The sequence below is a fragment of the Caballeronia grimmiae genome (assembly GCF_000698555.1).
Taxonomy (GTDB): Bacteria; Pseudomonadota; Gammaproteobacteria; order Burkholderiales; family Burkholderiaceae; genus Caballeronia; species Caballeronia grimmiae.
Genome location: NZ_JFHE01000001.1, coordinates 142,420 through 165,706, shown reverse-complemented (window position 1 = coordinate 165,706; position 23,287 = coordinate 142,420). Strand labels below are relative to the sequence as shown.

Annotated in this window: 20 protein-coding genes; 11 read left to right on the top strand and 9 right to left on the bottom strand. The window is 63.9% G+C overall.

Going from position 1 to position 23,287, the window contains the following annotated elements; all coding sequences use genetic code 11:
* The first annotated feature begins 2 nt into the window (after positions 1–2).
* The 5 genes from BG57_RS00775 to BG57_RS00755 all read left to right on the top strand — a co-directional run bounded on the left by BG57_RS00775 (position 3) and on the right by BG57_RS00755 (position 3,893).
* Positions 3–440 (top strand): acyl-CoA thioesterase, encoded by a 438-nt coding sequence (locus BG57_RS00775; protein ID WP_035959516.1) that lies wholly within the window; start codon positions 3–5, stop codon positions 438–440.
* A 70-nt stretch (positions 441–510) separates the two neighbouring features.
* Positions 511–1,392, top strand: coding sequence for a branched-chain amino acid ABC transporter permease (locus BG57_RS00770; RefSeq protein WP_052005568.1), 882 nt, complete (start codon positions 511–513; stop codon positions 1,390–1,392).
* A complete protein-coding gene (locus BG57_RS00765) occupies positions 1,385–2,464 on the top strand; it encodes a branched-chain amino acid ABC transporter permease (RefSeq protein ID WP_052005567.1) in 1,080 nt (359 codons plus the stop codon). The genes BG57_RS00770 and BG57_RS00765 overlap by 8 nt, the downstream gene beginning before the upstream one ends.
* On the top strand, positions 2,461–3,198 hold the full coding sequence (locus BG57_RS00760; RefSeq protein ID WP_035959512.1) for an ABC transporter ATP-binding protein: 738 nt from the start codon (positions 2,461–2,463) through the stop codon (positions 3,196–3,198). Before BG57_RS00765 ends, BG57_RS00760 begins: the two co-directional genes overlap by 4 nt.
* Positions 3,195–3,893 carry an ABC transporter ATP-binding protein gene (locus BG57_RS00755; RefSeq protein ID WP_035959511.1) on the top strand — a complete coding sequence of 233 codons (699 nt, stop codon included), beginning with the start codon at positions 3,195–3,197 and terminating at the stop codon, positions 3,891–3,893. Before BG57_RS00760 ends, BG57_RS00755 begins: the two co-directional genes overlap by 4 nt.
* A 3-nt stretch (positions 3,894–3,896) precedes the next feature.
* Here BG57_RS00755 and iolB read toward each other — a convergent pair whose 3' ends face one another.
* The 7 genes from iolB to BG57_RS00720 form a co-directional block, all read right to left on the bottom strand.
* On the bottom strand, positions 3,897–4,703 hold the full coding sequence (gene iolB, locus BG57_RS00750) for a 5-deoxy-glucuronate isomerase (RefSeq protein ID WP_035959509.1): 807 nt from the start codon (positions 4,701–4,703) through the stop codon (positions 3,897–3,899).
* Positions 4,700–5,614 carry a myo-inosose-2 dehydratase gene (iolE, locus tag BG57_RS00745; RefSeq protein ID WP_035959508.1) on the bottom strand — a complete coding sequence of 305 codons (915 nt, stop codon included), beginning with the start codon at positions 5,612–5,614 and terminating at the stop codon, positions 4,700–4,702. Before iolE ends, iolB begins: the two co-directional genes overlap by 4 nt.
* Positions 5,615–5,629: 15 nt before the next feature.
* On the bottom strand, positions 5,630–7,486 hold the full coding sequence (iolD, locus tag BG57_RS00740) for a 3D-(3,5/4)-trihydroxycyclohexane-1,2-dione acylhydrolase (decyclizing) (RefSeq protein WP_174447176.1): 1,857 nt from the start codon (positions 7,484–7,486) through the stop codon (positions 5,630–5,632).
* On the bottom strand, positions 7,483–9,474 hold the full coding sequence (locus tag BG57_RS00735) for a bifunctional 5-dehydro-2-deoxygluconokinase/5-dehydro-2-deoxyphosphogluconate aldolase (protein WP_052005544.1): 1,992 nt from the start codon (positions 9,472–9,474) through the stop codon (positions 7,483–7,485). Before BG57_RS00735 ends, iolD begins: the two co-directional genes overlap by 4 nt.
* Positions 9,475–9,485: 11 nt before the next feature.
* Positions 9,486–10,274 (bottom strand): ATP-binding cassette domain-containing protein, encoded by a 789-nt coding sequence (locus tag BG57_RS00730; protein ID WP_152562473.1) that lies wholly within the window; start codon positions 10,272–10,274, stop codon positions 9,486–9,488.
* An 11-nt stretch (positions 10,275–10,285) separates the two neighbouring features.
* On the bottom strand, positions 10,286–11,455 hold the full coding sequence (locus tag BG57_RS00725) for an ABC transporter permease (RefSeq protein WP_035959503.1): 1,170 nt from the start codon (positions 11,453–11,455) through the stop codon (positions 10,286–10,288).
* A 137-nt stretch (positions 11,456–11,592) separates the two neighbouring features.
* Positions 11,593–12,645, bottom strand: a complete 1,053-nt coding sequence (locus tag BG57_RS00720) for a sugar ABC transporter substrate-binding protein (RefSeq protein ID WP_035959501.1) — start codon at positions 12,643–12,645, stop codon at positions 11,593–11,595.
* 240 nt (positions 12,646–12,885) lie between these two features.
* Here BG57_RS00720 and BG57_RS00715 point away from each other — a divergent pair, with 240 nt between their 5' ends.
* The 4 genes from BG57_RS00715 to BG57_RS00700 are packed head-to-tail and all read left to right on the top strand — an operon-like array spanning position 12,886 to position 16,065.
* On the top strand, positions 12,886–13,764 hold the full coding sequence (locus BG57_RS00715; protein WP_035959500.1) for a MurR/RpiR family transcriptional regulator: 879 nt from the start codon (positions 12,886–12,888) through the stop codon (positions 13,762–13,764).
* Positions 13,754–14,758 carry an inositol 2-dehydrogenase gene (gene iolG / locus BG57_RS00710; protein WP_035959499.1) on the top strand — a complete coding sequence of 335 codons (1,005 nt, stop codon included), beginning with the start codon at positions 13,754–13,756 and terminating at the stop codon, positions 14,756–14,758. The genes BG57_RS00715 and iolG overlap by 11 nt, the downstream gene beginning before the upstream one ends.
* The gene (locus tag BG57_RS00705; protein ID WP_035959498.1) at positions 14,755–15,783 is read left to right on the top strand and encodes a Gfo/Idh/MocA family oxidoreductase; all 1,029 of its coding nucleotides are present in this window, start codon (positions 14,755–14,757) and stop codon (positions 15,781–15,783) included. The genes iolG and BG57_RS00705 overlap by 4 nt, the downstream gene beginning before the upstream one ends.
* A gap of 54 nt (positions 15,784–15,837) precedes the next feature.
* A complete protein-coding gene (locus BG57_RS00700) occupies positions 15,838–16,065 on the top strand; it encodes a sulfurtransferase TusA family protein (protein ID WP_035959497.1) in 228 nt (75 codons plus the stop codon).
* A gap of 75 nt (positions 16,066–16,140) precedes the next feature.
* Here the strand turns inward: BG57_RS00700 and galU are convergent, their stop codons facing one another.
* On the bottom strand, positions 16,141–17,022 hold the full coding sequence (galU, locus tag BG57_RS00695; RefSeq protein WP_035959495.1) for a UTP--glucose-1-phosphate uridylyltransferase GalU: 882 nt from the start codon (positions 17,020–17,022) through the stop codon (positions 16,141–16,143).
* Positions 17,023–17,098: 76 nt separating this feature from the next.
* The gene (locus BG57_RS00690) at positions 17,099–19,966 is read right to left on the bottom strand and encodes a valine--tRNA ligase (RefSeq protein ID WP_035959494.1); all 2,868 of its coding nucleotides are present in this window, start codon (positions 19,964–19,966) and stop codon (positions 17,099–17,101) included.
* A gap of 174 nt (positions 19,967–20,140) precedes the next feature.
* Between BG57_RS00690 and BG57_RS00685 the strand changes: the two genes are divergently transcribed.
* The gene (locus BG57_RS00685) at positions 20,141–22,495 is read left to right on the top strand and encodes a UvrD-helicase domain-containing protein (RefSeq protein ID WP_035959493.1); all 2,355 of its coding nucleotides are present in this window, start codon (positions 20,141–20,143) and stop codon (positions 22,493–22,495) included.
* Positions 22,492–23,244, top strand: coding sequence for a 5'-methylthioadenosine/adenosylhomocysteine nucleosidase (locus BG57_RS00680; protein WP_035959492.1), 753 nt, complete (start codon positions 22,492–22,494; stop codon positions 23,242–23,244). The genes BG57_RS00685 and BG57_RS00680 overlap by 4 nt, the downstream gene beginning before the upstream one ends.
* Positions 23,245–23,287: the final 43 nt, after the last annotated feature.

The window sequence follows — 23,287 nt, the reverse complement described above, 5'->3', positions numbered from 1 at the left end:
CGATGAACAAGCCGGTACGGACCACGCGGGCGGACTATCCGCACTTCCTGTCGATCAGCACGCGCTGGTCCGATAACGACGTCTACGGGCATGTGAACAACGTCGTCTATTACAGCTACTTCGATACCGTGGTGAACGAGTATCTGCTGCGCGCCGGCGTGCTCGATTTCAGCGAAGGGGAGACGATCGGGCTCGTCGTCGAGACGCGCTGCAACTTCTTCGCATCGGTCGTATTTCCGCAGCGTATCGATGCAGGCTTGCGCATCGAAAAGCTCGGCAACACGAGCGTGCGCTATGAAGTCGCGATCTTCGCCGAAGACTCGGAAGAAGCGGCCGCGCAAGGGCATTTCGTGCATGTGTACGTGAATCGCGTGACGCGCCGGCCGGTGCCGTTGCCCGCGCCGCTCGTCGCTGCGTTGAAGCCGCTCGTCCACGCTTGAGGGCTTCGTCTTGCTTCAGTGGTTCATCGTCAACCTGCTCAACGGCGTGAGCGTCGGGCTGCTGCTTTTCATGCTGTCGGCGGGTCTTACGCTGATCTTTTCGATGCTCGGCGTGCTCAACTTCGCGCACGCGAGCGTCTACATGCTCGGCGCCTACGTGGCGCAGGCGCTCGCGGTTCATCTCGGCTACTGGGGCGCGCTCGTGATCGCGCCGGTCGTCGTGGGCGTGCTCGGCGCGATCTTCGAGCGATACCTTCTCAGGCGCGTGCATCAGCGCGGCGCGCTCGCTGAACTGCTGCTGACTTTCGGCGCGGCGATGGTCATCGGCGAAGGCGTGAAGCTGATCTGGGGACTCGGCCCCGTGCCCGCGGCCATTCCGCCTCTGCTCGATGGCCCGCTCTTCACGCTCTACGGCGCAGCGTTTCCGCGTTATCGCGTGTTCATGATGACGCTCTCGATTGCAATGCTCGCCGCGCTCGCCATTGCGCTGCGTCTCTCGAAGACGGGCCTTATCGTGCGCGCGGCATTGACGCATCCCGCCACCGTCGAAACGCTCGGCCACGACGTGCCGCGCATCTTCACGACGGTCTTCGCCGGCGGCTGCGCGCTGGCCGCGCTCGCAGGCGTGATCGGCGCGCCGCTCGCCGTCGTCGAACCCGCGATGGCCGATGCGATGGGGCCGATCGTGTTCGTCGTCGTCGTGATCGGCGGGATCGGATCGCTGGCGGGGGCGTTGATCGCATCGCTCGTGATCGGCTGCGTGCAGACGTTTTCGGTGGGATCGACGGCATCGGCGGGGAGCATCGCGGCCTCGTTCGGACTGAGCTTGCCCGATGCGTGGGCGGCGCTGACCGTGGCGCAACTCGCGCCGGTGCTGCCCTATGCGCTGCTCGTCGCGATGCTCGCCGCGCGGCCGCACGGCTTGCTTGGCGAACGTGCAAGCGATGCTTAAGTTCATCGCGCTCATCGCAGTGCTCGCGCTGCCGCCGTTGTTCATCGATCAATCGTGGCTGCTCGCCTATCTCGCGCAGACGGCGACGCTCATCGTCTTCGCGCTCTCCTACAACCTCTTGCTCGGCGAAACCGGCCTGTTGTCGTTCGGCCATGCGGTCTATGCGGGACTCGGCGCGTTCGCCGCCGCGCACGCGTTCAATGCGTTCGGCGTGCCGTTGCCGCTGTTGCCTCTCGCCGGTGGCTGCGCGGCTGCGCTCGTCGCCTTGCCGATCGGCGCGATTTCGACGCCACGCGCCGGCACGCCGTTCGCGATGATCACGCTCGGCATCGGCGAACTCGTCGCGGCAAGCGTGTGGCTCGTGCCGGGCTGGTTCGGCGGCGAAGCAGGCGTGACGATCGATCGGGCGAGCGGCCCTTCGTTGTTTGCGTGGACCTTCGGGCCGCTGCGGCAGGCGTACGCGCTGATCGCGTGCTGGTGCGTGGTGTCGTCGATCGCGATGTTCGCGTTCTCGCGCACGCCGATGTGCCGCCTGGCCAACGCCGTGCGCGACAACCCGGCCCGCGCGGCGGCGATCGGCTTCGCGCCGCGCGGCGTGCGCTTCAGAATGCTCGTCGTATCGGCGTTCTTCGCGGGCATCGCGGGCGTGCTGTCGCTGATCAATGTGGAACTGGTGTCGGCGGAAAGCGTCGGCCTCGCGCGTTCGACCAGTGTGCTCGTGGCGACGGTGATCGGCGGGACAGGATCGTTCTTCGGGCCGGTGATCGGCGCGGTGCTGCTGACGTTCGTGAGCGTCGCGGTGGCGAGTGTGTCCGCCGCATGGCCGATGTATCTCGGGCTTCTATTCATGTGGGTGGTCGTGGCGTCGCCGGATGGCGTCGCCGGCTGCTTCGCGGGCGGTGCGCGCACAGTCGCGCTTCGCCTGATGAGCGCGCTTGCCGGGGGCGTGGCGGCGGTCGTCGTGATCGAGACGCTGTATGCGCGCGAAAACATGCCGCGCATGATGTGGCTCGTCGCGCTGCCGCTCGCGATGCTGGCCATGTGGCTCACGCGACGGAGAACCGTACGATGACCGCCGCGCTCGACCTACGCGGCGTCGTCAAACGCTTCGGCGCGACCGACGTTCTGCGCGGCGTCGATCTGCACATGGCGCAGGGCGAGCGGCACGCGATCATCGGTCCGAACGGCGCGGGCAAATCGACGCTCTTCGACGTGATCTCCGGACGCACGCGGCCCGACGAAGGACGCATCGTCGCGCGAGGCGTCGACATTACCGGGCGGCCGCCGCAACGCGTGAGCCGCATGCTCGCCCGCAGCTTCCAGACGACGAGCGTGTTCGGCGGTCTCTCGGTGCTCGACAACCTGCGTTGCGCGGCGCTGGGCGCGGGTTCGGCGCGCGTGGTGGATCGCTGGCTGCATTCCCGGGCGATCGATGATCGCGCTCGCGCGATGCTCGATGCGATCGGCTTGTCTTCTCGCGCCGACGATGCCGCCGCGCGCCTCGCCTATGCGGAGCAGCGCGCGCTGGATCTCGGCATCGCGCTCGCCACCGACGCGCCGCTGATCCTGCTCGACGAGCCGACTGCGGGCATGAATCGCGCGGAGGCTGCCCGCGCACTCTCGTTGATTCGCGCGACGACGGAAGGCCGCACGCTGCTCGTCGTCGAACACGATATGGACGCGGTGTTCGCGCTCGCGGATCGCATTTCGGTGCTGGTGCGAGGCCGCGTGATTGCCTCCGATACGCCCGCCGCGATACGCCTGAACGCCGACGTGCAGGAAGCCTATCTCGGGGCGGCGCCATGAGCGAACTGCTGCACATCGACGGCTTGCGCGCGTGGTACGGCGCGGCGCAAGTGCTGCATGGCGTGCAACTCGCGATACGCGAGGGCGAAGCGGTCGCGCTCGCCGGACGCAACGGATCGGGGCGTTCGACCCTCGCGAAGGCCATCATGGGCCTTGTGCGATGCGAGGGCGACATGCGGTTTCGCGGCGTGCCGCTCGTCGGCTTGCGTGCGTTTCGCATCGCACGGCTGGGTATCGGCTATGTGCCCGAAACGCGTGATGTCTTTCCGACGCTGAGCGTGCGCGAGAATCTCGCGCTCGGAGAAAAGAAGGGCGCGCGGTTCACGCTCGACGATGCCTACGGGCTCTTTCCGTCCTTGCTCGAACGCGCGACGGTGAAGGCCGGCGCGCTGTCGGGCGGCGAGCAGCAAATGCTCGCGCTGGCGCGTACGCTGATGGGTGATCCGGCGCTGATCGTCATCGACGAGCCGGGCGAAGGACTCGCGCCGCGTGTGATCGGACAGGTGGCGCAGGCGCTGTTGGCGCTGCGCTCGCGCGGTGTCGCGATGCTCCTGATCGAAGAACGCCTGACGATCGCGCGCGTGCTCGATGCGCGCGTCGCCGTGATGGGGCATGGCGCAGTGCAGTTCGATGGGCCGCTTACGGAACTGGCGCGGCGCGACGACGTGGTACGCGATTGGCTCGCGGTGGGCTGACGCTCACTCTTTGGCATCTTTCTCCACGATCCACTCATGCTTCGGATCGTTCTTGAAGTGCCACGTGCGCTTCTCTCCCGCCATCACGTTGAGGTAGTAATTGTCGTAGCCATAAGGCACGACGACCGGATGATAGCCGCGCGGCACCATCACCACGTCGCGGTCCTCGACCGACATCGTTTCATCGAGATCGCGTTCATCGGTATAAACGCGCTGGAACGCGAAGCCTTGCGGCGGGTCCAGCCGATGGTAATACGTCTCTTCCAGCGCGCTCTCGGCCGGCACGTTGTCCCGGTCGTGCTTGTGCGGCGGATAACTCGAGGCATGCCCGCCCGGCGTTCTCACTTCCACCACGAGCAGCGATTCGGCAGGCTCGGTCTGCGGAAGAATATCGCAGACGTAGCGCGTATTCGCGTGCTTGCCGCGCGTCGAGCGCGCCATTTGCGAGGGTGTGATGAGCCGCGGCGGATACACGCCCTTCGCCGGCGCGCTCGCCACGCCGATCTCCGATTCGCGCTCGGCCCGCACGATCGCGGCGAGCTTCGGCGGCACATAGACGGCATACGGCGCGGCATCTTCGAACACGCTGTCACGCGAGCCGATCGAGGGCCAATGCTCATCGCCGGCTTCGACGCTCACCGTGCCCGTCAACACGACGATGCAGCTTTCGCGGTCCGCGTCGTAGACATGAATGACGTCGCCCGCGTCGAGACGATACGCCGCGAAGCCAGCGTGCTTCCAGCCCGCGGAATCCGGTGTGACGCGCGTGATGGTCTGCCCTTCACGCGATGCTTTCACTAGCAGGCTCATGCGGCCTCCTTCGAATTGTGCTGATGCGTTGCGTCGACGAGCCCGCGCAGCGTGCGGTATCCCTTTTCGGCATACGCACGGCTCGGCGCGATCACGGGGTCCTGCTCCGCTTCGACCACGAGCCAGCCGCGATAATCGTGCCTCGCCAGACACGCGACGATGCCCGCGTAATCCACTGCGCCATCGCCCGGCACCGTGAACGCGCCATTGATGACGGCATCGAGAAAGCTCCAGTTACGGTTGCGCGCGAGCTTCACGATTTCTGGGCGCACGTCCTTGCAATGCACATGGCACACGCGGGCGATATGCTTTTGCAGCGTCGTGACCGCATCGCCGCCGGCGAACGTAATGTGGCCCGCGTCGAAAAGCAGGCCGACGGCGTCGCTCGTCGAAGCCATCAGGCGGTCCACGTCCGCGGGCGTTTCGACATACGCGCCCATGTGATGATGATAGGCGACGCGCACGCCCTTGGACAGCGTGTATTCGGCGAAGCGGTCGAGCCGCTCGGCGTATTGCGACCATTGGGCATCGGAGAAGAAGCGGGGCCGTTGATAGAGCGGACGAGGCGCGCCTTGAATGGAATCCGCGACTTCCCCGTACACCATGACGGTCGCGCCGTTTTGCGCGAGCAGGTCGAGATGCGGACCGGCGGCTTCGATCTCTTCCTGCGCGCAGCGTTGCGCGAGCCGGCCCGAATACCAGCCTGAAACAAGGGCTAAATCGTATTGCGCGAGCAGCGCCTTCAACGCTTGCGGTTCGCGCGGAAACTTGTTGCCGAGTTCGAAGCCTTCATAGCCGATCTCGCGGCCTTCGGTCAGCGCGACGGATAACGGCGTTTCGCCGCCGAGCGAGGGAAGGTCGTCGTTCATCCACGACAAGGGATTGATTCCGATGCGGACTTGCAGGGTCATGACGTGCGTCCTCGTCTAGTCGTCGTTGCCGTGACGCGCACGGATCGCGCGTTCGTACTCGGCCCGCGCGGACACGACCGCATCGCGATCCGACACTTCCGGGACCGCGACTTCCCACCACCAGCCGCCTTCTTCGGTGATGCGGGCGGGATCGGTGTCGATCGAAATCAGATAGCTGCGGTCCGCCGCGCGCGCGCGTTTCATCGCCGCTTGCAGTTCGTCGATGTCGGCGACGTGCTCGGCCAGAGCGCCCATCGATCGGGCGTGCATCGCGAAGTCGATATTAGGTATGCCTAATGAACCGTGCTTGCAATCGTCGAGCAGATTGTTGAACGGAGCGCCGCCGCACGCCTGCTGCAAGCGATTGATGCAGCCATAGCCGCGATTGTCGAGCAGCACGACGATCAGCTTCGCACCCAGCATCACCGATGTAGCCAGCTCGCTGTTCATCATCAGATAGCTGCCGTCGCCGACGATCACGATGACTTCGCGTTCCGGCCGCGCGAGTTTCACGCCGACGCCGCCCGCGATTTCATAGCCCATGCAGGAATAGCCGTATTCGACGTGATAGCCGCCCGGCGTGCTGGTGCGCCAGAGCTTTTGCAAATCGGCGGGGAGCGTGCCCGCCGCGCACACGACGATATCGTTCGCAGCCGACGCATCGTCCGAACGCTGCACGGCGCCGATGACGTCCGCCTCGCGGGGCAATGTTCCATCCGGCAGCGGCATGTTCGTCACGTGCGCGACGGTGTCGCGCCAGTCGTTCGCCGCGCGATGCGCGCGCGTCGTCCATTGCGGCGATGCGCGCCAGTCGCCGAGGGCTTGCGACAGCGCATCCAGTGCGAGTCGCGCATCGGCTTCGATCGCGGCGGCGTGCTGCTTGAGCGCATCGAATGGATTCGCGTTGATTGCGACGAGGCGCGCCTGCGTGAATAGCGTGTTCGATCCGGTCGTGAAGTCCTGCAAGCGCGTGCCGACGGCGAGCACGCAATCGCTCGCATGCGCCAGTTCGTTGGCCGCCGATGAACCCGTCACGCCGATGCCGCCCACGTTCAACGCATCGTCCCAAGCGAGAGCGCCTTTGCCCGCCTGCGTTTCGGCGACAGGCACGCCATGCCGTTGCGCGAAGTCACGCAGCGCATCGCTGGCGAGGCCGTAAAGCACGCCGCCGCCCGATACGATCAACGGCTCGCGCGATTCACGCAGCATGGCGGCGGCGCGTTGGATTTCACGCGGCAACGCAGCGGGCGCATGAAAGTCGACCGTGCTCGGCTCGAAGAACGAAGCGGGATAATCGTAGGCCATCGCCTGCACGTCTTGCGGCAGCGCCAGCGTGACGGGACCGCACAGCGCGGCATCGGTCAGCACGCGAATCGCGCGGGGCAGAGCGCTCAGCAATTGAGCCGGATGCACGATGCGATCGAAGTATCGCGAGACCGCTTTCAGCGCATCGTTTGCGGATGATCCGCCATCCTGACTATCTTCGACTTGCTGCAGGACAGGATCGGGCGCACGCGAGACGAAGATATCGCCCGGCAACAGCAGCACCGGCAGGCGGTTCACATGTGCAAGGGCCGCCGCCGTCACGAGATTGGTCGCGCCGGGGCCGATGGACGTCGTCACCGCCATCATGCGGCGTCGCATATGCGCCTTCGCATAGGCAATCGCGCTGTGCGCCATCGCCTGTTCATTGTGAGCGCGATACGTCGGCAATACCTCGCGATGCCGATAAAGCGCCTCGCCCATGCCCGCGACATTGCCATGTCCGAAGATAGCGAACACGCCGCCGAATAGCGGCTCGCCATTCTCCGTGCGCAACGCGGCGAGATAGCGCACGAGGGCTTGCGCAACGGTCAGTCTGACGACGTTCATGCGGCTTGCTCCTGAGTTCGTTCGATGGACGCCTGCGACGATGCCCGCGCGTCGCGCCATGCCGTAATCAGCGATTCGAATGTGCGGCGCACGCGTGCGATGAGTTCGTGATCGTCGATGCCGCCCGTGAGCCACGCCTGGCTCGGTTCGTGGAAGATCGTGCGGCCGACAGTGAATCCCTTGCACGTTTTCGACGATGCCGCCGCGATGAAACCTTCGCGCAACTGCTCGACGCCCGCCGACAAGCCGAGCAGCACGACGCCGCGGCAATACGGATCGCGCTCGGCGATGAGCGCATCGATGGCTTGCCATTGCGGCGCGCTCATCGGTTCGAGCTTCCACCACTCGGGGCATATCCCGAGGTTATAGAGGCGCTTCAACGCGCGGTAGACCGTATCGTCCTCTACGGGCGGCCCGTGCTTCGGTACGATCACTTCGAGCAGCAACTCGTGGCCGCTTGCCTGCACCGCGTCGTAGAGTGCGCGCAGTTGCGCTTCCTGTTCGAGCCGCACGTCATGCGGATGATCGGGGTGATAGTGGACGAGGCACTTCGCGACATGCTCGCGCGGCCATTCGATCAGCGTCGTGCCGACCGATCGTCCGTGGTCGAACACGAGCGGCATCGAACCCGGCAATTCGACCGGCCGGCCGATCCACCAGCCGCGTCCCGTCGCCGCGTTGAGCGCATCCTGTCCGTAGCGGTCGTCGATCAACACGCCGATGCGGCCCGCCAGTCCGAGTTCGCTTTCCGTCTGCGCGACGGCATCGACGAACAAGCCCTTCAGCGTCGCGATGCGCGTTTCATCGACGCCCGCCTGCTGCGCAAGCTCGAAGAACTGGTTGCGATGATCGAACGCAAAACCCAGCACTTCGTCCCACTGTTTGCGCGCCGGACTCACGCGATGCAGCCGCGCGAGCGTTGCGTCCTTGTCGGGCCGGCGCATGCGCAGCGGATCTTCTTTTGCAGCAGCGAGGAAGTAATCGAGTTCGGCGGGCGTGGGCATCGCGGGCGCGCAGCCGTGTCGAGAGACAACGAGCGCACCGCATGCGTTCGCCGCACGCGCGCAGGCTTCGAGCGGCTCGTCCCGCAGCCAGCCGGAGAGGAAGCCTGAAGCGAACGCATCGCCTGCGCCGAGCACGTTCAGCACTTCCACTTCGACGCCGCCGTGAATCGGCGCATCGTCGATGGACGCCGGCGTCGCGCCTTCGATGATCGAGCAGCCGAGCGGCCCGCGTTTCACCACGAGCGTTGCGCTCGTCACCGCGCGGACCATCGCGAGGGCATCGATCAGACGGTCCTTGCCGCCTGCAATGCGAAACTCTTCTTCGGTGCCGATCACGAGATCGAAGAGCGGCAGAATGCGCTGCAAATGTGCGGTCACGCCTTCGTTCGCCACGAAGCGCGTTTCGCCATCCGCCTTTCCGGTGAGGCCCCACAGCACGGGCCGATAGTCGATGTCGAGGATCGTGCGAACGTCATTGCGGCGCGCATGGTCGAGCGCGCGCCGGCTCGTGCGATTGACCTGCTCGGTCGAGAAGTGCGTGCCGGTGATGAGCAGGGCTTTCGATGAAGCGATATACGCCTCATCGAAGTCGCTTTCATCGACCGCCATATCCGCGCAGTTCTCACGATAGAACACGAGCGGGAAGGTATCGCGGTCCTCGATGCCGAGCAGCACGAGCGCAGTGAGCCTGTCCTGATCGATGCGAACGTGGCTCACATCGCAGCCTTCGCGTTCGAGCGTCTCCGTGAGAAAGCGCCCCATGTGATCGTTGCCGACGCGCGCGAGCATCGACGATTGCAGCCCGAGTCGCGCGCATCCGAAAGCGATGTTCGCCGACGAGCCGCCCAGATACTTCGCGAACGTGGACACGTCTTCGAGCCGCGCGCCGACCTGCTGCGCGTACAGATCGACGGCAAGACGGCCGAGACACACGATGTCGCGCGTCCGGTTCGTCGCGAAGCGTGATGGATAGTCTGTCGACATGGCTCGTGTCCTCATATCGTCGCGCCTTCGAGTTCGCTGATCATCGTCTGCATCTCCGCGCCGCCGGCCATCATGTCGAGCACTTCGTTCTTCGTGATGGTGTCCTTCGTGAACGTGCCCATCGAGCGGCCGCGATTGAGAAGCGTGAACGAATCGCCAATCGGATAAGCGTGATGCACGTTGTGCGTGATGAAAATCACCGAGATGCCTTTCTCGCGCGCCTTGTGAATGAGCTTCAGCACGTTGAAACTCTGCTTCACGCCGAGCGCGGCGGTCGGTTCGTCGAGGATCAGCACGCGCGCGCCGAAGTGGATCGCGCGTGCAATCGCGAGACATTGCTTCTCGCCGCCGGACATCGTGCCGATGGGCTGATGCGGATCGCGCACGTTGATGCCCATTTCCGCGAGCTTGGCGCGCGACGTTTCGGCGGCAAGATCCAGGTCCATCACGCTGAAGAGGCCGAAGCGCTTCTTCTGCGGTTCACGGCCCATGAAGAAGTTGCGCGCAACGGAAAGGAGCGGCACCAGTGCCAGATCCTGATACACGGTCGCGATGCCGAGATCGAGTGCTTCCTTCGGCGATTCGAAATGCACCGCCTTGCCATCGACGAGATATTCGCCGGAAGAGGGCGCATGCACGCCCGCCAGCGTTTTGATGAGCGTGGACTTGCCCGCGCCGTTATCGCCGAGCAGGCAGTGCACTTCGCCGCACCGCAGGCGCAGCGTCACGCCGTTCAGTGCAATGACCTTGCCGAAGAACTTGCTGACGTTCTCCAGCGCGAGAATGTTGTCGTCGTTCATGGCGGTCGCCCTCATTGAGCCTGCGATACGCGACGGCGTACGTAGTGATTGAAGAGCACGGCAATCAGCAGCATCACGCCGAGGAACACGCGGAACCAGTCGGAACTCACGTTCGTATAGGTGATGCCGATCTGCACGACGCCAAAGATAAGCGCACCGAAGCATGCGCCGACGACCGAGCCGTAACCGCCCGTCAGCAGCGTGCCGCCGATCACCGCCGCGATGATCGCTTCGAACTCTTTCTGCAGGCCGCGGTCCGCCGCCGCCGATCCGATATCGCACACTTGCAGGACCGCGAACAGGCACGAGCAGAACGCGGTGAGCACGAAGAGCGATATCTTCACGCGCTTGACCGGCACGCCGACGTTCTTCGCTGCATTCGCATCGCCGCCGACTGCGAGAATCCAGTTGCCGTAGCGCGTCTTCGCGAGCACGAATGCGCCGATCGCCGCGAGTGCGAGCCACCACAGGATGACTTTCGGTATGCCGGGCACGAGCGGTTCGCCGCTATCGAGCAGGCTGCCGATGCCCATATGCGCCAGCCACGTGAAGAAGCCGTGCAGCGCGACACCATGAAACAGCGTGTTGGCGAGCCAGTCCTTTTGAGCAAGATCGCCGACGCCCGAGATGATGGTGCGATCCGCGAACATGATCGAGAGCGCGAGCGTGAGGCCGCGCAGGATGAACAGAAACGCGAGCGTCACGATGAACGACGGCAGTCGCGTGCGCATCACGAGGTAGCCGTTCAATGCGCCGAGCAGCATCGACGCGATGAACGCGAAGAGAATCGACAGCGATATCGGCCAATCAAAGTACACCGAGGGCAGCGCGACCATCATGCCGGCAAAGCCGATCATCGAGCCGATGGACAAGTCGAACTCGCCCGCGATCATCAGCAGGCATGCACCGACCGCGAGCAAGCCGAGATAGGCGGCGACCTGCGACCAGTTCATCACGCCGTCGAGATTGAACATGCCCGACGATCCCGCGCCGAAGCCGAACACGAGGAACACGAGCACCGTTCCCGAAATCGCGGCGAATTCCGGGCGATTCAGCAAATGCCCGAACCACGATTGCTGGCGCACGCGTTCGTCGGACGGCTTGTCCTTGTCCGTTGCGGCATCGGCGTTGTCCTGCTGCGGGTTCGCGTGTGGAGGATAGTGCTTGCCGGCTACGCCCATGATGGCTCCTTGAAACATCAATGCAATGCAGTACCGATGCGTGCGTGCCTGCCGCGTCCTCGCATGGACGCAGCAGGAAATCCTGAGGGAGAAACGCGGGCGGCGGATGCCGCCGCCCGAAGAAGGTCAGCCGTGCATCAGCGATACTGCCCGGCGTACTTCACGACCTTGTCGAGGTTTTCTTTGGTGATGAAACCCGGTCCCGAGCGAATGTTCTTCGGCCCATAGGAAGGCTGAAGGCCATACGTTTCGAGGCGAGCCTTGAACTTCGGGTTCGCTTCGAGAAGCTGGCGGATTTTCGCGGGATCGGTGGTGTGTTCCTTCTTCACGATGGCCAGCACCGCCACCGGAATATAGCCCTGCAAATACGGCTGCTGGTCGATCGCGAATTTGATCGTGCCGTCCTTGATCGCCTTCGCGATGTCGTCGGAGAAGTCGAAGGTCACGAAATAGAGCTTGTTTTGCAGGCCCATTTGCGCCACGGCCTTGAGCGTCGCAGATGCGGGCGTCGGCCCGAGCGTGAGCACGGCTTGCGTGTCCGGATGATTGCGCAGATACGCGGATACCTTCGACTGAATCTCCGTCGGGTCCTGGCCTGAGTCGAGCGTGGCGGCCTTGTAGTCCGCACCGATGGCATCGGCGAAACCACGGCATCGATCGAAGGAAACGGTGTTCGTCGCCAGATGGTTCACGCACAGGAACGACTTGATGCCGGCAGCCTTCGCCTTTTCGCCCGCGGCCTTGCCCGCCACGTACTCCGGCTGGCCGATATGCATGATCGCGTTGAGCTGCGCGCTTTGCTCTTCGGTGCCGGAGTTGATCGTGACGAGCGGAATCTTCTTCGCCGTGACCTTGTTGATCGCGCTCTTCAGCACGTCGAAGTCCGCGATGGTGGTGATGACGCCGTCGTAATTGCGCGCGGCAGCCTGCTCGATCAGACGCGCCATATCCGCGATATCCCCGTTCGGCGGATTGCGATAGTCGGTCTGCACGTTGAAGTCTTCGTCGGCCTGCTTGATCGAATTCTTGATGGTGTTCCACCACGAGTCGGAATCCGGCGCGTGGCTGATGAGCACGAACCTGGCGTCCGGCGCCGCCTGCGCGGGGGACGTCGTCAACAACGCGGCGCTGCATAACGCAGCAGCAGCCGCCAGCGCGCGCAGCGCGGCCCGACCGTTGCAAAGGGTCATTGTCTCCACCTATCTCGGTTGTTGTTCGGTGTGATCGTCCATGAGCCGATGCCAGCTTGCAGCCGATGAGTCGATGAAACGGTGCATCGTGCTCACGAGCGAGATTAGGTCAGTTTTTGGCGGTCTGCAATAGGTATTTCATCGGTGCGACAAATAGAAAATGCATTCCAATTTGCTTGCCGCCTTCCTATAATCGCTTCCACCGGGGCTCACTTCGAGCGCCGACGAAGCGAGCCTTTCATGCAGGACGAAACCAGCACCGACGTTCCTGGCGTCGACGAACTGATGCAGCGGATCACCGATGCGTACGATTCGCTGCCGCGCCAGTTGAAGAGCGTGGCGACGTATATCGAGCAGCATCGCCCTAGCGTGATGATGGATCGCACGAGCGACATCGCGGCGTCCTGCGGCGTGCATCCGTCAGCGGTCGTGCGCTTTGCGCAGCGCTTCGGTTTCTCGGGCTTCTCGGACCTGCAGGCGGTGTTCCGGCAGGCGTACGCCGGCGGCAATGCGTCGCAGAGCTATCAGCAGCGCATTCGCAGGCTGATCGACGAGAAGGCGGGCGAGGCTTCGGGCGTGTCGGTGGCGCGCGAGTTCATCGCGGCGAGCCGTGCGGGACTCGTCGAACTCGAAGCCGGCCTCGACGATGCGCAGTTCGAAGCCGCCGTCGAAATGCTGCAGCAGGCGGAGAACATCTACGTCGTCGGCGTGCGCCGCTCGTTCGCGGTGGCGAGCTATATCGTCTATGCGCTCGGTCATACGAAGAAGCGCGTGCATCTGGTGTCGGGCATCGGCGGGATGATTCACGAACAGATTCGCAGCGTAAAAAAGGGCGATGTCGTGATCGCGATCAGCTTCGCGCCGTACGGCAAGGAGACGCAGTATTGCGTGCGCGCCGCCCAGCATCATGGCGCGAGGACGCTCGTCATCACCGATAGTCAGCTTTCGCCGCTCGCGCGTCATGCGAGCGCCAGTCTGTTCGTGAAGGAGGGCAGCGCGTTTGCGTTTCGCTCGCTCACGAGCACCATCTGCCTGTGCCAGGCGCTCTTCATCGCGCTCGCGTACCGGCTCGAATTGAACGTCGAAGAATCCAGGGAGACAAGCGGCTATGACGATTGACGTGGCGGTGTTTGGGGCGGGACGCATCGGGAAGATTCATGCGGCGAATCTGGCGCGGCAGCCGGGCGTGCGGCTCAGGTATGTCGTCGATGTGAACCGCGATGCGGCTTCCGCGCTGGCGGCGCAATACGGTGCAGAGGTCGCCGATGTGGACGGTGCAATGGGCGATGCGTCCGTCGGCGCAACCGTCATTTGTTCCAGCACTGATACACATGCCGAACTAATATTGGCGTCGGCGGCGCAGAAGAAACATGTGTTCTGCGAGAAGCCCGTCGATCTCACGGTCGAGCGTGCGCGGGCATGCGCGGATGCGGTGGGGCGCGCGGGCGTCGTCTGCATGATCGGCTTTCAGCGGCGTTTCGACCCGACCTTCTCGGCGTTAAAAGCGCGCGTCGATGCGGGCGAAATTGGCGATCCGGAAATGCTGATCGTGACGAGCCGCGATCCGGGCGCGCCGCCTGTCGACTACATCAGGCATTCGGGCGGCATCTTCAAGGACATGCTGATTCACGACTTCGACATTTTCCGCTGGATGCTCGACGACGAAGCCGACACGCTGCACGCGACGGGCAGCGTGCTGTCCGATCCTGCCATCGCCGAAGCGGGCGATATCGATTCGACCGCCGTCACGATCCGCACCAGGCGCGGGCGGCTGTGTCAGATCAACACGGCGCGGCGTGCGGCATACGGTTACGACCAGCGCTTCGAGCTGCTCGGCAGCGCGGGCATGCTGCAGGCGGGCAACGTGCGGCCGACCGAAGTCACCGCGTACTCGAAGACGGCCGTATCGTGCGACGTGCCCGAGGCATTCTTTCTGGAGCGATACCGTGCGGCATATGCGCTGGAAATCGCGCATTTTTTCGATGCCGTCGAGCACGGCAAGCCGGTGCGAACGACCGTCGCCGACGGCGTAAAGGCGCTCGAGCTTGCGGAAGCTGCGACGCTTTCGTGGCGCGAGAAGCGCGTCGTTCATCTCGGCGAGCACGCGGCATGAACCCGGTGCGCGTGGGTATCGTCGGGCTTGGGAGACTCGGGCGGCGGCATGCGGAGAATCTCGCGTGGCACGTGCCGGGCGCGCGGCTCGTCGCGGCGTGCAGCCCGCTGCCGAAAGAGCGCGAGTGGGCCAAGGCGCATTTCCCCGATACCGCGCTTCATGCGGATTACGACGCGCTGCTCGCCGATGCATCGGTCGATGCGGTGTGGCTCGTCACGCCGACATCGCTGCACGCGACGCAGATCATCGCCGCGCTGGAGGCGGGCAAGCACGTGTTCTGCGAGAAGCCGTTGTCGCTCGATCTTGCGGAGTGCGATCGCGTGATCGAGGCGCATGCGCGTCATGCGCATCTGCGTGTGATGATCGGTTTCGTGCGGCGCTTCGACGCGAGTTATCGCGATGCGTTCGACAGTATTGCGAAGGGTGCTGTCGGGCGGCCTTTCATGGTGCGCTCGCAGACTTGCGACAAGAACGACCCCGATGGCTTCTTCGTGCGTTTCGCGCCGACATCGGGCGGGCTGTTTCTTGACTGCAGCGTGCACGACATCGATCTTGCGCGCTGGCTGCTTGGCAATCCACGGGCGACGCGCGTAATGGCAAGCGGGACGATCGCGATCCACGAGGGCTTGCGGGAATGCGGCGATATCGATAACGGCGTGGGCATCGTCGAATTCGACGATGGCCGGCTCGCCGTGTTCTACGCGTCGCGCACGATGGCGCACGGACACCATACGCAAACCGAAGTGATCGGCACGGCGGGGGCGTTGTCGGTGGGAAGAAATCCGCGCTTGAACCGCGTGGAGCTTGCGGATGAGTACGGCGTGCGCAACGCTTGCACTCCGACGTTTTTCGAGCGCTTCGAAGATGCGTTTCTGCGCGAGGCGCAAGCGTTCGTGGCTTGGGTTAGCGGTGGCAAGCCGACGGGGATGACGCTCGAAGATGCGCGAGAGGCGACGCGCATTGGGATTGCGTTGCGCGAGGCCTACGCGTCCCGCCGCCCGGTGGATCTTCAACCGCTGCGCTAAAATCGATCTTTTCGCAGCGCTCAATCACCCAGGCACACGGAAGGTTCAATCGCGATGGAAGTTCACAAGGAAGTCGACGCGCGCGGGCTCAACTGCCCGTTGCCGATTCTGCGCGCCAAGAAGGCGCTCGCCGACATGACGAGCGGCCAGATTCTCAAAGTGCTGGCTACCGACCCCGGATCGCAGCGCGATTTCGCGGCCTTCGCCAGACAAACCGGCAACGAGATCGTCGAGGCAACGTCGCAGGACAAGACCTTCGTCTTTCTCATGCGTCGCCGCTAGATTCGAAAGGCTAAAAAGCAAAATGCCCGTCACGATCGTGACGGGCATTTTTTTTATCCAGCAAACGAGGGCGTTTTAGCCTTCGAGAATCGGCGAACGCGTACGCAGATATTCTTCGAAGTCCTTCGCCACTTCCGGATGACGCAGCGCGAATTCCACCGTCGCTTTCAGATAGCCCAGCTTGCTGCCGCAGTCGAAGCGCGTACCGTGATACTTGTACGCCAGCACTTGCTCATCCGACAGCAGCGATTGGATCGCGTCCGTCAGTTGCAATTCGCCGCCCGCACCCGGCTTCACCGCGCGAATGTGGTCGAAAATGCGCGGCTTCAGCACATAGCGGCCAACCACGCCGAGATTCGACGGCGCAACAGCAGGCTCCGGCTTCTCGACGATGCCCGACAGCTTCACGATGTTGTCTTCCCACTCCTTGCCGTCGATGATGCCGTACGACTTGGTTTCCTGCGGCGGGATCTCTTCGACGCCGATGACCGAGCTGTGATAGTGGTCGAACACTTCGATCATCTGCGTCAGCACGGGCGGCTTGCCGTACAGCAAGTCGTCCGCGAGGATCACGGCGAACGGGTTGTCGCCGACGAGCTTTTCGGCGCACAGCACCGCGTGACCGAGACCCAGCGCTTCGGCCTGACGCACATAGAAACAATCCACATGACTCGGCTTGATGCTGCGCACGAGTTCGAGCAGCTTTTCCTTGCCGCGTGCCTCGAGCTCGGCTTCGATCTCATACGACTTGTCGAAGTGATCTTCAATGGCGCGCTTGCTGCGGCCCGTCACGAAGATCATTTCGGTGATGCCGGCGGCCATGGCTTCTTCAACCGCATATTGAATCAGCGGCTTGTCGACGACCGGCAGCATTTCCTTCGGGCTGGCCTTGGTCGCGGGCAGAAACCGCGTACCGAGACCCGCAACCGGGAAAACTGCTTTGGTAACTTTTAGCATGTGATAACCCTGATCCTGTTAATCATCTGGAACATCGAGCCAGTAGCCGAAGGGGAGTCGGTATAAAACTCCCGGTTCAAACGGGCAGTCGCAATAATTGCGCCTGAAGCTTCTCGATAGTGGTCTCGTATTCTGCCAGCCTTTTGCGCTCCTGATCAACGACAGCAGCCGGCGCTTTTGAAACAAAGCTTTCATTACCGAGCTTGGCGTTACATTTTGCGATTTCCCCGCTGAGCCGGTCGACTTCCTTCGAAAGGCGCTCGCGTTCGGCAGCGACATCGATCTCGACTTTGAGCACCAGCTTGTTGGCGCCGATGATCGCCACCGGTGCGCCATGCGCCTCTTTGTCGAGCGCGGTTTCATCGTCGATGATCTTCACTTCCGAAAGACGCGCGAGCGCCGCAACGTAAGGCGCAAACGTGGAAAGACGCGCCGCGTCGCCGTGCGCGAGCAACGGCACTTTCACCGCGGGCGAGAGATTCATTTCGCCACGCAGATTACGACATGCGTCGATCACTGCCTTCAGTTCGGCCGCCCACTGTTCCGACGATTCGTCGATCTTCTTCACTTCGGCGCGCGGATACGGCTGCGTCATGATCGACGCTTCACCTTCCTTCGCGCCTTCCGGGTACGCATCCGTCAGCGGGGCGACCTTCTGCCACAGCGCTTCGGTGATGAACGGAATCACCGGATGCGCGAGGCGCAGCACCGTCTCCAGCACACGCAACAGCGTGCGCCGCGTGGCGCGCTGCTGCGCAGGCGTGCCGTTCTGGATCTGCACCTTCGCGAGTTCCAGATACCAGTCGCAGTACTCGTCCCACACGAACTTGTAGATCGCGCTCGCAACGTTGTCGAAACGATAATCCGCGAAGCCTTTCTCGACTTCGGCTTCGACACGCTGCAGCAGCGAGACGATCCAGCGATCCGCCTGCGAGAAGTCCGTATAGCCGCCGGGGCCGCAATCGCCCGGCTCGCATGCGCCGGGCTTCGAGAAACCGCAATCCTGGCCTTCGCAGTTCATCAACACGAAACGCGTGGCGTTCCAGAGCTTGTTGCAGAAGTTGCGATAACCCTCGCAGCGCGCGAGATCGAAGTTGACGTTGCGGCCGAGCGTGGCCATCGACGCCATCGTGAAGCGCAGCGCATCGGTGCCGAACGACGGGATGCCTTCCGGAAACTCCTTGCGCGTCTTCTTTTCGATCTGCGCGGCCTGCTTCGGATTCATGAGGCCGGCCGTGCGCTTCGCGACCAGCGTTTCGAGATCGATGCCATCCACGATGTCGATCGGATCGAGCGTGTTGCCCTTGCTCTTCGACATCTTTTGGCCTTCGGCGTCGCGCACGAGGCCGTGCACATAGACGGTTTCGAAGGGCACCTTGCCGGTGAAATGCGTGGTCATCATCACCATCCGGGCGACCCAGAAGAAGATGATGTCGAAGCCCGTCACGAGCACCGACGAAGGCAGGAACGCCTTCAGTTCCGGCGTCTCGTTCGGCCAGCCGAGCGACGAGAACGGCACGAGCGCGGACGAGAACCACGTGTCGAGCACGTCGTCGTCGCGCCGGAGCGAGCCCGTGTAGCCGTTTGCATCGGCTTCGGCGCGGGCTTCTTCCTCGCTCTTCGCGACGAAGATCTCGCCGTTTTCGCCGTACCACGCCGGAATCTGATGACCCCACCACAATTGACGCGAGATGCACCAGTCCTGGATGTTCTCGAGCCATTGATAGTAGGTCGTCGTCCAGTTCTCCGGCACGAACTTGATCTGCCCGCTGCGCACGACACCGAGCGACGTTTCCGTGATCGACTTGCCCGGATGGAACGAGCCTTCGGGCGCGGGCTTCGTCATCGCGACGAACCATTGGTCCGTCAGCATCGGCTCGATGACGACGCCCGTGCGATCGCCGCGCGGCACCATCAGCTTGTGCGGCTTCACGGAGTCGAGCAGGCCGAGCGCTTCGAGATCGGCGACGACCTGCTTGCGTGCCTCGAATCGATCCATGCCGCGATACTTCTCGGGCGCGTTGTCGTTGATCTTCGCGTCGAGCGTGAGAATTTCGATCTGCGGCAGCTTGTGGCGCTGGCCGACGGCATAGTCGTTGAAATCGTGCGCGGGCGTCACCTTGACGACGCCGGTGCCGAACTCGCGGTCCACGTAGTCATCGGCGATGATCGGAATTTCGCGATCGCACAGCGGCAGCACGGCCGTCTTGCCGATCAGATGCTGATAACGCTCGTCTTCCGGATGCACCATCAGCGCGACGTCGCCGAGCATGGTTTCGGGGCGCGTGGTCGCGACCGTCATATGGCCGGAGCCATCCGGCAGCGGATACCTGATGTGCCACAGGCTGCCGTTTTCTTCCTCGCTGACGACTTCCAGATCCGACACGGCGGTGCCGAGCACCGGGTCCCAGTTCACGAGGCGCTTGCCGCGGTAGATGAGGCCCTGCTTGTACAGCGTGACGAAGACATCGCGCACGGCGGCGGACATCTTCTCGTCCATCGTGAAGTATTCGCGCGACCAGTCGATGGACGCGCCGAGCCTGCGCACCTGATTCGTGATGGTCGAGCCGGATTGCTCCTTCCACGCCCACACGCGCTTCAGGAATTCTTCGCGGCCGAGGTCATGGCGCGAGATGCCCTGCGCATCGAGCTGACGTTCGACGACGATCTGCGTCGCGATGCCCGCGTGGTCCGTGCCCGGCACCCACAGCGTGTTGTCGCCGAGCATGCGGTGATAGCGCGTCAGGCCATCCATGATGGTCTGGTTGAACGCGTGCCCCATGTGCAGCGTGCCGGTGACGTTCGGCGGCGGCAGTTGAATGGAGAAATTTTTTGCGCCTTGCCGGAACGTGGGCGCAGCTAAGCCGCGCTTTTCCCATTCGGGGCCCCACTGGGACTCGATGTTCTGGGGCTCGAAGCTCTTCGCAAGCGTGTTGTCGCTCATCGTGAAATCTGCCGAAAAATGCGTGAAAAAGTGCGTGGAATCCCCAATTATAAGTTCCGCAAGGCTGCGTCGGATGATTCGCGCCCTCGGCCGGATGGCGTAGGCCTGAACGCCGCCATCGGCACGGTCTTATAATGAGCGGCCCGCCTGCTTGACCCGCGTCCCAATTTCCCCATGCCCGACTTACTCGCCAACCTGAACCCCGAACAGCTCGCCGCCGTGACGCTGCCCAACGAGCCCGCGCTGATTCTCGCGGGCGCGGGCAGCGGCAAGACGCGCGTCCTCATCACGCGCATCGCCTGGCTGATCCAGCAGGGTTATGCGTCGCCGCCGACCATCCTCGCCGTCACGTTCACGAACAAGGCGGCGCGCGAAATGATGTCGCGTCTCTCCGCGCTTCTGCCGATCGATACGCGCGGCATGTGGATCGGCACATTCCACGGCCTGTGCAACCGCATGTTGCGCGCGCATTACCGCGACGCGGGCCTGCCGCAGTCGTTCCAGATTCTCGATACCGCCGACCAGCTCTCCGCGATCAAGCGGCTCATGAAGGGGCTGAATGTCGACGACGAAAAGTATCCGGCGAAGAACCTGCAGTACTTCATCAACAACGCGAAGGAGCAGGGCCTGCGCCCGAAGGACGTCGACGCCACCGACAACTTCAATCGCAAGTTCGTCGAGCTGTACGAGGCTTACGATCAGCAGTGCCAGCGCGAAGGCGTCGTCGATTTTCCGGAGCTGCTGCTGCGCTGCTACGAACTGCTCGCGCACAATGCGCCGCTGCGCGCGCACTATCAGGCGCGCTTTCGCAACATCCTCGTCGACGAGTTCCAGGACACCAACAAGCTGCAGTACGCGTGGCTCAAGATGCTGGCGGGCGAGCATAACGCCATCTTCGCAGTCGGCGACGACGATCAATCCATTTACGCGTTTCGCGGCGCGAACGTCGGCAACATGCACGACTTCGAGCGCGAGTTCCGTGTGCGCAATCTGATCAAGCTCGAGCAGAACTACCGTTCGCACGGACATATTCTCGACACGGCGAACTTTCTGATCGCGAACAACGCGCGCCGGCTCGGCAAGAATCTGCGCACCGATGCCGGCCACGGCGAACCGGTGCGCGTCTACGAGGCCGCGACCGATTCGCAGGAAGCGGGCTGGATCGTCGAGGAAATCAAGGCGCTCATCAATACCGGGATGGCGCGCGGCGAAATCGCGGTGCTGTACCGGAGCAACGCGCAGTCGCGCACGATCGAACATACGCTCGTGAACGCGGGGATCGCGTATCGCGTGTACGGCGGCCTGCGGTTCTTCGAGCGTCAGGAAGTGAAGCACGCGCTCGCGTATCTGCGCCTGATCGACAATCCGAACGACGACACCGCGTTCGCCCGCGTCGTCAATTTCCCGACGCGCGGCATCGGCGCGCGGTCGATCGAACAGCTCGCGGACGCGGCGCGCCTCTACAACTGTTCGATGGCCGCAGCCGTGCCGTATGTGGCCGGCAAGGCGGGATCGAGTCTCGGCGCGTTCGCGACGCTGATCGCGAAGATGCGCGCCGAGACGCAGCAGATGAGCCTGCCGGAAACGGTCGAATACGTGGTGCGCGCGAGCGGCCTCGCCGCGTTCTATGAAATGGAGCGCGAGGGGCAGGACCGGCTGGAGAACTTGCAGGAACTGGTGAACGCGGCGGCAGCGTTTGTGAGCGAGGAGGGCTACGGCCTCGATACGCCCGCGCGTTCCATCCCGCTGCGTCCGGGCGCGACCGCCGCGCCGGGAATCGCCGCGGTGAGCGAGGATGGCGAGATCGAAGTGCTCGATGCGCCCGGCATTGCCGATCCCGCGCAAAATCCCGACACGATGACGCCGCTCGCGGGCTTCCTGTCGCATGCATCGCTCGAAGCGGGCGACAACCAGGCGCAGGCCGGGCAGGACGCCGTGCAATTGATGACCGTCCATGCGGCGAAGGGGCTGGAATTTACGGCGGTGTTCATCACCGGGCTGGAAGAGGGGCTGTTCCCGCACGAGAACAGCGCCCAGGAATCCGACGGGCTCGAAGAGGAGCGGCGGCTCGCGTATGTCGCGATCACGCGGGCGAAAGAGCGGTTGTATCTGTCGTTCGCGCAGAGCCGGATGCTGCACGGACAGACGCGCTACAACATTCGCTCGCGCTTTTTCGACGAGTTGCCGGAAGGCTCGCTCAAATGGCTCACGCCCAAGGTCGAGGCGGGCGCGCGCTGGGGCGGCCGGTCGGACAACGCCGGCTGGGGCCGCGACTGGTTCGCGCGGCCGGGGCAGGAGCGCGGAGGTTCATCGACGGTGAGCGCGGCGCTGCCATCGTTTGCCAACGAGCAGCGCGCAGCCGACACCGGCTTCAAGGTCGGACAGGCCGTTTTCCACACCAAGTTCGGCGAAGGCACCGTGACCGCGCTCGAAGGCTCCGGCGGCGATGCGCGCGCGCAAGTGCGCTTCAAGCGCCACGGCGAGAAGTGGCTCGCGCTCGCGGTCGCGAAACTCCAAGCGGTCGAATGAAGCGGCTCGGCATCATGGCGGCGCTGCCGCAGGAACTGGGCGATCTCGTCGCCCGGATGCGCGAGGCCGGCGACGTGCAGACGGTCACGCTCGGGCAGCGCGAGTATCACGTCGGCGAGGCGCATGGCGTGCGCGTCGTGGTGACGCTCGCGCGCATCGGCAAGGTCGCGGCGGCGGCGACGGCGAGCGCGCTGATCCACGTCTTCGAGGCCGATGCGATCGTCTTTACCGGCGTCGCGGGCGGCGTGCATCGCGATGTGCGCGTGGGCGATATCGTCATCGCCGACGCGTTGCTGCAGCACGATCTCGACGCATCGCCGTTATTCCCGCGCTACGAAGTGCCGTTGCTGGACCGGGCGCGCTTCGATTCGGACGGCGCGTTGTCGGATGCGCTCGCCGCTGCGGCGCATGCGTTCGTCGAGACGGAAGCCGCTGCGCTCGCCGAACGCTTCGCGGTGGTGGCGCCGCGAGTGCATCGCGGGCTGGTGGTGAGCGGTGACCGCTTCATCGCGAGTCACGACGAGGTATCCGCATTGCGCGACGCGCTGCCGGACGCGCTTGCCGTCGAAATGGAAGGCGCGGCGCTCGCGCAGGTCTGCTTCGAGCATGGCGTGCCGTGCGCGGTCGTGCGCACCATCTCCGATACCGCCGATGCCGCCGCGCCCGTTTCCTTCGCGGAGTTTCTGGCGGCCATCGCCGCGACGTATTCGTCGGGCGTTCTCGGACGCTTTCTGCACGCGCGCGGCTGACACTGCCGCGTCTTCTCGCCGCACCTCCTTTTGAAATCCACGA